The sequence below is a fragment of the Anaerococcus lactolyticus S7-1-13 genome, from assembly GCF_000758765.1.
Taxonomy (GTDB): domain Bacteria; phylum Bacillota; class Clostridia; order Tissierellales; family Peptoniphilaceae; genus Anaerococcus; species Anaerococcus lactolyticus.
The window spans coordinates 1-11767 of the sequence record NZ_JRMW01000041.1; the positions used below are offsets into that span (position 1 = coordinate 1).

General features: G+C 33.5%; 11 protein-coding genes and 1 riboswitch. Of the genes, 3 read left to right on the forward strand and 8 right to left on the reverse strand.

Translation table 11 applies throughout. The features are described 5' to 3' along the window. Positions 1–91: 91 nt before the first annotated feature. Together rlmD and HMPREF1630_RS07655 are read right to left on the reverse strand one after the other, a co-directional pair. Positions 92–1462, reverse strand: coding sequence for a 23S rRNA (uracil(1939)-C(5))-methyltransferase RlmD (gene rlmD / locus HMPREF1630_RS07650; RefSeq protein ID WP_037328535.1), 1371 nt, complete (start codon positions 1460–1462; stop codon positions 92–94). Next, a complete protein-coding gene (locus HMPREF1630_RS07655) occupies positions 1443–3782 on the reverse strand; it encodes an ATP-dependent DNA helicase (RefSeq protein WP_037328537.1) in 2340 nt (779 codons plus the stop codon). Before HMPREF1630_RS07655 ends, rlmD begins: the two co-directional genes overlap by 20 nt. Before the next feature lie 56 nt (positions 3783–3838). Between HMPREF1630_RS07655 and HMPREF1630_RS07660 the strand changes: the two genes are divergently transcribed. Together HMPREF1630_RS07660 and HMPREF1630_RS07665 are read left to right on the forward strand one after the other, a co-directional pair. Beyond that, positions 3839–4591, forward strand: a complete 753-nt coding sequence (locus HMPREF1630_RS07660) for a nitroreductase family protein (RefSeq protein WP_037328539.1) — start codon at positions 3839–3841, stop codon at positions 4589–4591. 38 nt (positions 4592–4629) lie between these two features. Next, positions 4630–4715, forward strand: a riboswitch (THF riboswitch). A gap of 21 nt (positions 4716–4736) precedes the next feature. Next, a complete protein-coding gene (locus HMPREF1630_RS07665; RefSeq protein ID WP_037328541.1) occupies positions 4737–5252 on the forward strand; it encodes a folate family ECF transporter S component in 516 nt (171 codons plus the stop codon). Between the two features lie 109 nt (positions 5253–5361). Here HMPREF1630_RS07665 and HMPREF1630_RS07670 read toward each other — a convergent pair whose 3' ends face one another. After that, on the reverse strand, positions 5362–6063 hold the full coding sequence (locus HMPREF1630_RS07670; RefSeq protein ID WP_037328543.1) for a class I SAM-dependent DNA methyltransferase: 702 nt from the start codon (positions 6061–6063) through the stop codon (positions 5362–5364). Between the two features lie 240 nt (positions 6064–6303). Here HMPREF1630_RS07670 and tenA point away from each other — a divergent pair, with 240 nt between their 5' ends. Continuing rightward, the gene (gene tenA, locus HMPREF1630_RS07675) at positions 6304–6972 is read left to right on the forward strand and encodes a thiaminase II (RefSeq protein WP_037328545.1); all 669 of its coding nucleotides are present in this window, start codon (positions 6304–6306) and stop codon (positions 6970–6972) included. A gap of 58 nt (positions 6973–7030) precedes the next feature. On the opposite strand, the gene HMPREF1630_RS07680 is transcribed toward tenA, so the two are convergent. Genes HMPREF1630_RS07680 through nrdD form a run of 5 tightly spaced genes read right to left on the reverse strand, consistent with a single transcriptional unit; the run spans position 7031 to position 11635 of the window. After that, on the reverse strand, positions 7031–7534 hold the full coding sequence (locus HMPREF1630_RS07680; protein ID WP_004828887.1) for a nucleoside 2-deoxyribosyltransferase: 504 nt from the start codon (positions 7532–7534) through the stop codon (positions 7031–7033). Positions 7535–7543: 9 nt separating this feature from the next. Then, complete coding sequence (locus HMPREF1630_RS07685; RefSeq protein ID WP_037328546.1) at positions 7544–8374, reverse strand: TPM domain-containing protein; 831 nt, start codon at positions 8372–8374, stop codon at positions 7544–7546. Positions 8375–8405: 31 nt separating this feature from the next. After that, on the reverse strand, positions 8406–8993 hold the full coding sequence (locus tag HMPREF1630_RS07690; RefSeq protein ID WP_037328548.1) for a LemA family protein: 588 nt from the start codon (positions 8991–8993) through the stop codon (positions 8406–8408). A gap of 24 nt (positions 8994–9017) precedes the next feature. Continuing rightward, positions 9018–9518: an anaerobic ribonucleoside-triphosphate reductase activating protein gene (gene nrdG, locus HMPREF1630_RS07695; RefSeq protein ID WP_004828882.1), complete on the reverse strand. Its 501-nt coding sequence runs from the start codon at positions 9516–9518 to the stop codon at positions 9018–9020. Next, positions 9515–11635 carry an anaerobic ribonucleoside-triphosphate reductase gene (gene nrdD / locus HMPREF1630_RS07700; RefSeq protein ID WP_037328551.1) on the reverse strand — a complete coding sequence of 707 codons (2121 nt, stop codon included), beginning with the start codon at positions 11633–11635 and terminating at the stop codon, positions 9515–9517. Before nrdD ends, nrdG begins: the two co-directional genes overlap by 4 nt. Positions 11636–11767: the final 132 nt, after the last annotated feature.

An 11767-nucleotide genomic window follows, 5' to 3' on the forward strand; every position in this document is an offset into this window, starting at 1 on the left:
ATAGTTTTTTTGAGTCTTTTTGACGTATCCTTCTTCATCTTTATCGAAGACAAAATGCTTATAAACTCATTAAAATGCAGGATTTCTAAGTTTACATCTTTTGTATCAACGCTATAGCCTCCAAATGTCTTGAATTAGGGAATTGATCATAGATTTCGTAATCTTTTATTTCATATCCCTTTTCTATAAAGGTTTTTAAATTTTCCATTTGGGTTTTTGGATTGCAGGAGATGTAGACAAACTTTTTGCAGTCTATGTTTAGGATTTTTTCTAGAGATGCTGGGCTAATTCCAGCTCTTGGTGGGTCTAGAACTACAACATCATACTTATTTCCAACTTTTTCAATCTCTTCAAGAACATCCCCACACAAAAAGTTTACATTATCAAGACCATTTATTCTTGCATTTTCTTTTGCTTTTTCTACCGCTTCCTCTACTATTTCTATGCCTGTTGCGCTCTTTGCAACACTTGCCATCAATTGTGTAATGGTGCCTGTTCCCGAATAAAGATCAAGAACATCCATAGTCTTATCAATTTCTGCCAAGTCAAAGGCTTTTTGGTAGAGTTTTTCTGCAGTAAATACATTAGGTTGGAAGAAGGAAAATGGTGATATCCTAAATTGAAGACCCATCATCTCTTCTGTGATGTATTCTTTGCCATAGATTAGTTTGATTTTTTCTGGTATTACTGCATCTGCTACAGAATCATTTAGGACGTGGTAGACTGAAAATATTCTGCCGTCCAAATCTATATCTAATAACATATTTAAAAACAATCTAAGTCTTGTGTCGTCAAATGTAGAATCACTTGTAGTTACCAAAATCACCATGATTTGGTCAGTATGCATGGCTTTTCTAATGACAAGATGCCTTAATAGCCCTTCCTTAGCCATTTTGTGGTAGAAGTCTGTTTCTTTTTCCCTAAAATATTCCTGTACCTTAGACCTTATAGTATTAAAGTCAGAATCCACAATATTGCAATTCTTACAATCAACTATTTCATAAAATCTTCTTTTTCTATGGAGGCCTAAAACAAGAGGTCCACCCTTAATCGAATCACCAAAGGTGTATTCCATCTTATTTCTAAATCCACTTGTTATCGGTGACCTATTTATGCTTATGTCATTATTATATTCAATACCGTTATCTTTAAATAGGTCTTTTATCATGCCGTGTTTAAGCATAAGTTCGGTTTCATAGGCAAGTTTTTGGTAAGCACAACCACCACAAATTGCTGCTTGTGGACAAAATTCCCTAGCGTTTTCAAGCTTTGATTCTTCAAGGAGTTCTATGTATTTTGCTTTTATCCTATCCTTGTTTTTCTTGCCTGCCTTAACTCTTACAGTTTGCCCCAAGAGTCCACCTTTAAATTCAACTTTTCTATCATTATCATCAAAACCAATCGAAATATTTGGATATTTCATCTGAGTGATTTTTATATCTTTAGTCGGTCTTTTCTTCATCTATACTCCAAAATTTATTTATAATTTGTTCAAATTCTTGTTTATTATTAACCATTACTTGATTTGTCCAATGTTTAGGGAAAAGATTAATATATTTTTGCCAAGAATACCTATCATCTAAAAGATAGATTATTCCCCTATCTTCTTCCCCTCTTATAACCCTGCCAGCAGCCTGAAATACCTTATTTAGGCCAGGATAGGTATAGGAATAGTCAAATCCATTGTAACCTTCTTTGTCAAAATGATACTTAATCAAATCTCTTTCCTTTGACACACCAGGCATTCCAACTGAGATAATCATAGACCCAATAAGTCTATCACCGATTAGATCAACGCCTTCAGAAAAAATCCCACCAAGAACAAGAAAACCGACCTTGTTAGATTCGTAGGTAAATTCATTTAGAAATTCGCTCCTAGATTCGCCTGTCATAATTCTTTCTTGATTAAGTATATCATTAGTAAAGTTATCCCTGTAATATTCTGCCACATCTTCCATATAAGAATATGATGGAAAAAATATAAAATAATTACCTTTTTTGCAAGTAACAAATTCGTTAATAGCTTCTGCTACCAAGGCAAGGTTTCTATTTCTATCCCTATACCTAGTGGATAAATTTTTCTTCAAAATCAAAAGATGATCCTGATTAAAAGGCATTTCTAATCTCAATTTTAGTGATTCTTCTCCTGCCAAAGCCTTCACAAAATAAGTCATAGGCGATAGGGTTGCCGAGAAAAATATAGCAGACCTAGCGAGTTTGTATTTATTTTTAAGTACTTCCCTCGGATCAACACACTTTATCTCAAAGCTTCTCTCCATACTTTCTGAGTCATAAGAAATCACATTATAAAAACCCTCAGTAAAATAATCTGAGATTTTCAAATACTTATTTATTTCAAAGTAAAGGTCAAGAACTAAATCATAAGCATCATGGTCAATTTTTTCTACCAAAAATCTCTCCATTATTTTGCTTAAAGATAATAAGTCCTTATCTAAAGCGTCTATATAGTCACTTGTAAAATGATACTCCCTTTTGCTGATTTCACCCAGCTTATAAAAATCATCGACAATTTGTCCTAACTTTTTTCTTAACTTTTTATCCTTCTTTTCATCTAAAAGTTCAATTAATGATGTGAATGTGGTATCTTTAAAAGAATAGGAATACATATCCCTAGTTCTATCTAAAAGGTTGTGAGCTTCATCTATCAAAAATACATAGGAATCTATAACTTCCTCAAAAAACCTCTTCAAAAATACATTTGGATCAAAAACATAGTTATAATCACAAATAATAAAATCTGAATAAAGGCTTATATCAAGCTCAAATTCCAAGGGACAAACCATATACTTTTTCGCATACTCAACAATTATATCATAATCTATGATATTTTCATTCTCTAAAATATCTTTTAATGCATCATTAACCCTATCGAAGTGACCCTTAGCATAAGGACAATCGACAGGGTTGCATGATACTTCTTCATTTAAGCAAATTTTTTCCTTACTTGTTATGTGGAGAGCTTTTACAAAAAGTCCCTTATTTTTAAGAAGATTAAGAGTTTTTAAAGCTTCGTTGGCTATGGTGTTCTTGCTTGTAAGATAAAAAACCTTGTCTGTCAGACTCTCTGACATGGATTTTATAGTAGGAAATATTGCAGAAATTGTCTTTCCTATCCCCGTAGGCGCATCCACAAATAAATTTTTCTCATCCAAAATTGCAGTATAAACTGCCACAGCCATCTTCCTCTGGCCTTTCCTATAAGATTTATATGGGAAATCCAAGTCTTTTATAGATATATCTCTTTTTTCTTTATTAGTTGCCAAAATTTTTGAGAATATTATATATTCATCCAACAGCTTAAAATAAAACTCATTAAGCTCTTCAAAAGTAAAAGATTTTTCGAATATCCTTGCCTTGTAATCATCCACCGACACATAAGTTAAAGAAATAATCATCTGACCTTGCGACTTATCTAGAGCATAAAAATAAGCATAGCACATAGCCTGAGCCCAATGGAGTTTGTTATCACCGTCTAAATCATCGAGTTTTCTTGATGTAGACTTAATCTCATCTATTAAGTAAATTCCATCTTTTTTGCCAAGCCCATCTGCCCTACCTTCAACCTCAAAAACTACATCCTTATAGGAAGTGGTATTCTTAAGTTTATATTCTTTTTTATAAGTCTTATCATACTTAGCTTGAATTTTTTGATGGGCCCTGATACCTTCTATCATCCTGGTATTGTCCCTAAACCTGTTATCAATATCACCAGACCTCATTACAAATTCAATTAAGTTTCTAACAGATGTCCTTATTTTCATAACTTCTCCTAGGTTTATTATACTCCTTTGGGTATAAATTAAGAAAGGAGATAAAGATGAACCAAACAATTAAAAATCAATTAAATCACAGGACAATTAGAGAATTTACTGGTGAAATAATAGACGAGCCTACAATAAAAACCCTACTTGATGTAGTTAACATGTCTGCATCATCAAATGGCATGCAAAATATGTCGATAATTAGGGTTACCAATTCAGAAATAAAGAAAAAATTAGCAGAAAATGGTAACCAGGCCTACATGGCAAGGGCGACAGAACTTTGGATTTTCATTGTAGATTTAAAAAGAAACTACGAAATAGCTAGGGAATTAGGACTAGAAAATGATACAATGATAAGCTTTGATAAATTTATCCAAGGCTTTACTGACGCAATTATAGCAGCCCAAAATTTGACAATAGCAGTTGAATCTTTGGGTCTTGGAGCGAATTATTTTGGCAATATCCATAACGGTACAAAGAAAGTTATCGAAATATTAAAGATGCCAAAATTAACATATCCTGCTGTTGGGGTCGGTTTTGGAGTTCCAAACCAAAATCCACAAATAAAACCAAGACTTGATATAAACTTAAAAACTTTCGAAAATTCCTATAAGATTTATGATTCTTACCTCGATTTAATCAAAGAATACGATGAGGAAATGACAACCTATTATGATCTAAGAGATTCTGGTAGAAAAAGTGAATCCTTTTCTAGCCAAATCCCTAAAAAGCAAGGAAGTATTGTAAAAAATAGAAATAAAATGTTTAAAACCCTTATGGATCAAGGCTTCAATATAAATCCGGATTAAAATTTTGAAATTTTCCTCAAATAGTTTATAATTAACATATCAGAGTAGATAAAGAGCGATTAGTGCTGGAAAATGGGTTGTTGTTTCCAGACGAAACTTCCGATTCTTTATCGCAACCGCTGACCTCTGATAGAAAGGGGAAAAAATGAATAAAAAAATTAGTGTTGATTCACTCGTGAAGGCTGCAATGCTTACAGCTTTATCAATTATCTTTTCAAGATTTTTTGGTATTTTCATCACACCTTCAATTAAGTTTTCTTTTGGCCACTTGCCATTAATGCTAGCAGGTATTATCCTAGGCCCACTTCCTGGTGCCCTTGCTGGACTTGCTGCTGACTTAATAGGTGTTGCTATAAACGCTGGAGGCACACCACACTTTGGATTTACCTTGGTATCTGTTTTGACTGGTCTAATTCCAGGACTTATTACAGTATATGGTAAAAGAAAAAATATTTCTTTGAAGGTGCAAATAGGCCTTATGGTATTTTTTGTATTTTATATCTGCCATATGTTCTTAAATACACTATGGTTAAGCCAGCTATTTAACAATCCTTATAAAGTTATGTTAGCCACACGTTTTATAAAAGTTTTAATAGACGGAATCATAAACTACATCTTGTTGTATTTTATAGTAACTAAACTTGTACCAAAAATAAAATAAATATTTTAAAATAGGCGAGGAATAAATCCTCGCCTTTTTCAAGTGTTTATAATTTAAAGAGTAATAAATTTAATACCATATTTAAAATAATAAAAATGGGACTATAATTCTATTTTTGACCAACTATTGCAACATAAGATCCCTTATCATAGCCTTCTTGGGCTTCTTCTACATAATCATCAGAATAAGCAGGATCTGTGGTTAGGGTTTGATAAAATTTAAAATCTTTAAAACCAACCTTTTTAAGTACATCACGTTTATGTGGAGTTGTTGTCATGACTGTATTTGTAACAAGTTCAATTGGGTATGGTGATTTTGGTAAAATTCCCTCAAAATTTGCTAAATCAAAAGTTTTTGCATGAGCTGCAAATTGATAAAGGATACCGAAGGAACTTTCCTTAGGAACATCTATTACGACAATGTGTCCACCTGGTTTTAGGGCTTTGTAAACAGTCTTGTAGGCGCTTTCCAAATCTTCTATATAAGTTGATGAACCATTTAGGTAAATGCAATCATAGTATTCATCTTCTAATTTTGCATCCTCAATTATTCCAATTTTTACATTTAATCCTCTTTTTTCAGCTATTTCAGCCATATCTTTTGAAGGTTCCAAACCATCAGTGATTGTAAGCCCCCTATCTTTTAAAGAAACTTCGAATAAACCACTTCCACAACCTACTGAAAGAGATTTTTCTGTGTTGACACTTTTAAGAGCCATTTCTACAACATTTAACTCTGTTAAATACATATTTTCATTTTCCATAAACCATTGATCGTACTTATTGGCTAATCCGTCAAATTTTGCTTTCATCTTATTCTCCTAATTTCGAAATTTTTTTAATTAAAAAACTCTTTTTTCTTATATTCGGAAAAAAGAGTTGAAATCGCTTTTTATTTCCCTACGAAACTACTAAGTTTATCAGGTTAGCGGGTATAATCTCAGCACTTGGCACCCCGAATACAAAAGAGATATTTAATTGTTAATTATATTATATCAGCTTTATGGAAAATTTAAAGTAAAAACGGGTATGATTTAGGTATTGGAGGACTTATGAAATTTATTGACTACTTATATGAACAAACAAGAGACATCTGGCAAGACCTTTATAACCACCCCTTCATAGAGGGTTTAATAAGGGGTGACCTTGAAATATCAAGATTCAAATACTATCTTGAAGAAGACTACATTTACCTATGGGAGCACGTGAAGATTTTTGCCATAGGTCTTGCAAAGACTAATAATAAGGAAATAATCAGAAAGTTTGCCTATCTCATAAACAATTGTATGGAAAATGAAATGGCAATCCACCGTGGCCTTATGAAAGATTTTGACATAGATATAAAAGAAATCGAAAATCGACAAGCAAACCTAACCAACCTTTCCTATTCAAATTACAGAATATCCCAATCCATACTAGGTGGTTATGAAGAAATATTAATGGTGCTTATGGCTTGTGATCTGGGGTATGTCAATATTTTTAGGCACATAGACAGGGTTAATCCTCAAGCCAAAAACCACGAAGTTTACGGGAAATTTATAACAGGATACCTTGATCCGGTTTATCTTTCATATGTAGATGGGACAGTTAATGAAATCAATGAACTCAGCAAAGAAATGACAAAAGAAAAAATGGATGCTTTAATAGAAATTTTTAAAAATTGTTTAACTTATGAGCTTAAATTTTGGGATATGGTCTATAATAAGGGCGATTTATTTTAAAAAAGAGTGATGCGAAGAATAGTTTTTTTATTCTTAAGCATCACCTTTTAAATTAAAATTAATTTTCTGCCATAAATTTATTTATACAATCTACAACTTCTTTCTTAAATGAGTCATCACCTGCGTAACCAACTACCAAGTGGCCATGCTCCTTTACTTTTCCAACAACCATCAGGTTTCTATAGAGTTTATTCTCACCTGTACCAAGATATCTCATATCTGTGATTATCCCGATAATCATCCTTGGAAAATCTATTCCATGGTCTAATTCAAGTTCTCTCATAACGCCATGGGCCATAATCTCAGCTGCTACTCCATCATCGATTGTTAATCCGTCAAGATTTGCAATTAAGATATTAGCTTCCTTAAGATGAGCAGTATCAGCCTGAGATATTTTTATATCAGTAATTATCGCATCGTTATTTTTCTTATCGTTTATATCTGCATTTCTTTGTGGAACATAAAGTTCAAGCGATGTATTATTTTCTATATATTGGGCCAAATCTTCTGTCCACCTAAACATTGCATCATTAAAAAAATGACTAGCTACGTATCCTTTCATTTATTCTCCTTAAAAACTTCTTCCAGCACCGCCACCACCAGATGAACCTCCACCACCCGAAAATCCTCCACCGAAGCCACCGGATGAACCTCCTCCAAAGCTAGAGCCACCCCAAGATGACCATCCCGGACCAAATCTTGGATAGGTGTAACGTCTTCTTCTGAAGCCGCCCCCACCTCCTCCACCAAAGTAATTATTTCTATTTATAATTGATGAGACTATTATAAAAATAATTAACAAGATGAATATTGTCTTAAGTGATAAGCCATCTTCTGAATTTTCATTCGATAGGTTGTTTTGGTAACTTGTATAATCTTTTTCTAGTTTTACATCATATTCTGCTGCTATTTCGCCAACAACAGCGTTAAATCCTTCATTAAGGGCTTGGGAGTAAGCTCCATCCCTAAGCCTATCAAGCATAAAATTATCGATTATTCTACCAATTTTACCATCATTCAGCCTACCTTCTATACCATAGCCTGTAATGATATTTATTTGGTTATGACCCTTTTGCTTAGACATCGATAGCAAAATCAGAACACCATTGTCTTTTTCCTGATCTCCTATCTTCCAAGCATTAAAAATTTCTGTGCCATAATAATTACCTTCAAGATCATCTGGATTAGGTAATGTCATTACCACAACTTGGCTTCCTGTCTTATCCTCTAACTGCTTATTAGTTTTGTTGATATTTTCCTTGGTGGCTTCATCTAGAAGATTCAATTTATCGAGGTAATAATTATCCGTTGGTGACGGTATGCTTGCGTATGTCTTGGATTGAAAAAGGCAGAAAAAAATTATTAGTAATAGCCAAAGCTTTTTGAATCTTGCCTTTCCCATAATAACTCCTTAGTCTTTTCTAGTAATAATCTTAATTGCCAAAGTTTACCTTTGGTGCTTCTTGTGCACTTGCATCTGCCTTGAAGTATTCAGCTGGTTTATAACCTGTGAATTTCGCTATTAAATTAGTTGGAAATCTCCTAATATCAGTATTATAAACTTGGACAGCCTCGTTGTAGTTCTTTCTTTCTGTAGATATCCTATTTTCACTTCCTGCTAATTCATCCATTAATTGGACAAATTGACTATCAGCTTTTAGGTCTGGATAAGCTTCTACAACAACATTAATATCGCCAATAGCTCTTGTAAGTTGGTCGTTTGCCTCTGCAAGTTCTTTTGGATTTGTTGCATTTTGAACTCCAGCTCTGGCATTGGTCACCTTTGTTAGGGTGTCTGCTTCATGGTCAGTGTAACCCTTTACTGTGTTTACAAGATTTGGTATTAAATCTGCTCTTCTTTGAACAACGTTTTGTACCTGGGCATAAGCTTGATTTACATTCTCATTACTGCCTGCAAGTCTATTATAGGTTGGTACAATCATCAATAAGCCAATTACAATAACAGCTATTATTGCAATAAGTATCCCTGCTGCACCTGATCTTTTATTTTGATTTATCATTTCTTCCTCCTAATTTATCTTTATCTATTTATACCCATTTAAAATGACTACTTCATTATTTTCCAAAGATTTCTTTACATCAATTACTCTTTGATTAGAAGATCCTCGAAATTTAAGGCTTAAATCTTTTAATTCTTCAATAAATTCTCCATCAACTAGGACATCAATTTCTTCAAGAATTTCCCTAGCTAATGAAATATTAACTAAATCATCATAGACAAAACCGGAATAAACCCAAATTGACTTACTGACTTCTTTTTTTATATTCCTAAGGGCTTGTAAAAGACCAACGGGATTTTCAAATGGCTCTCCTCCAAGTACTGTAAGCCCCTCTACTTGATTGAGTTTTAGGTAAGAAATCACTTCTTTTTCAGCCTCTTCATCCCATTTTTTGCCATGATTAAAATCCATATAGTCAGTATTAAAACAATTTGGGCAATTTCTATCACAACCTGTGAGGAAAAAAGTGGTCCTGATACCAGGACCATTTGCTACATCATATTTTCTTATTTGTGCATAGTTCATATATGGAGCACTCTTGCTTTTATTTCCTTAGTTCTTCCTTCATTCCAGAAATTTTCACCAAGGTAACCACAAGTTCTTCTTACAACTGTGAGAGTTGCCCTATCGTGGTTGCCACAATTTGGACAATACCATTGGTTGTTATCATCAAGAAGAATCTCACCATCATAACCACAATTGCCACAATAATCGCTCTTAGTATTAAACTCAGCATATTGAATGTGGTCGTAAATATACTCAATCATAGTTAGAACTGCTTCAATATTGTTAGTCATATTTGGAATTTCCGCATAGGAAATACATCCACCTGTAGATAATTTTTGGAATTCTGATTCGAAGTCAAACTTATCAAATACAGAAATATTCTCCCTAACATCTACATGGAAGGAATTTGTGTAATATCCCTTGTCTGTAACATCTTTTATATCGCCAAATCTTTCCCTATCTATAGATGCAAACCTATGGGTTAAGCTCTCAGCAGGTGTGCCGTAAACAGCAAATGCAATACCGTATTCTTCTGACCATTCCTTTTTCTTGTCATTTAACATTTCCATAATTTTCATGGCAAAGTCATGGCCCCTCTTTGTAGTATGGCTTTCTCCTATAGTTAATTTTGTGGCCTCATATATTCCAATGTAGCCAATTGTAACTGTAGCATAGCCATTTTCTAACAGTGGTTTTATTGATTCATGCTTTTTAAGTCTTGCGATAGCACCGTGTTGGAAGTGGATTGGAGAAGAATCGCTTGTAACCTTGGCAAGGTGATCATATCTCAGAATCCCTACCCTTTTTACAAGGTCAAGTCTTTTTTCTAATATTTCAAAGAATAATTTTTCATCTCCGTGTGCCAAAATTCCAATTTGTGGAAGGTTGATTGTACAAACTCCCATATTAAACCTACCGTCAAACTTGTATTCTCCATACTTATCTTTGTAAGGTGGAAGGAAAGCCCTGCAGCCCATTGGAGCAAACACATTGCCTTCGTAGTTTTCACGCATCTTTTTAGCTGATATATAATCAGGATACATTCTTTTTGCAGTACACTTAGCTGCAAGACTAGTTAGGTCGAAATATTTAGAATCTGGATTTATATTGTTTTCATCAAGAACATAAATCAACTTTGGAAAAGCTGGTGTTACATATACGCCTTGATCGTTTTTGATACCTTGGATTCTTTGTTTTAAGATTTCTTTAATAATCTCAACAGTTTGATCAAGGTAAGGATCGTTTTCATCAGTGTGCATGAAAAGTGTAACAAAAGGTGATTGACCATTTGAAGTCATTAAGGTATTTATTTGATATTGGATGGTTTGGATACCGCTTTCCAAATCTCTTTGGGTAAGGGCATCTGCCATCTTTTTGGCTTGGTCATCGTCTTTTAAAATTTCACTTGCGAGTTTTAAATTCTTTTCGAAAGACTTTTCTAAGTAAGGACTTAGGCACGCAATATTAATAGATTGTCCACCGTATTGGTTTGATGCAATCTGAGCTATAATTTGAGTCATTACATTGCATGCTACCTGGAAAGATTTTGGTGATTCAATCATCTTTTCATTTACAACTGTTCCATTATCAAGCATATCTTTCATATCTACCAAACAGCAATTGAAAATTGGTTGGATTAGATAATCAAGATCGTGGATGTGAATAGCACCTGAATCATGGGCTTCCACTAAATCTAGTGGGATAAGCTTTCTTTTTGCAATATCCTTAGCTACCTCACCTGCTATTAGATCCCTCTGAGTTGAAGCAATGATTGGATTTTTATTTGAGTTTTCATCCATTACATCTATGTTAGTTTGATTTAAAAGACCGATTATTTCATCGTCAGATGTATTTTGCTCACGTTTATAAGCCTGAACTGACTTATATGACTCGTAGGATTTAGCTGTAGCAGGATTTTTTCTATCTATTAGTTTATAGTAGACTAAATCTTCGATTTCATAGATAGAGATTTCTCTTTTATTTTTAGATCTCTCCTCGATTTCACTAGCTATTTCTGCTGCCTGACCTTCCACATAAATACCACTTGGGGAGTGCATGGCTTTTTCAATAGCTATGGTAATCTTATCTTTATTAAAATCGACTTTAGTCCCATCTCTTTTAATAACCTGTAACATTTTTACCTCCGAAATTACACTATAATCATACCATATTTCTTTTCTAAAGTAAAATAAATTATACTATATATAGTGGTCTATTTTCTCGTTTTACTACATATAGTATAAAATCGCACAAAATAGCCAAAACAA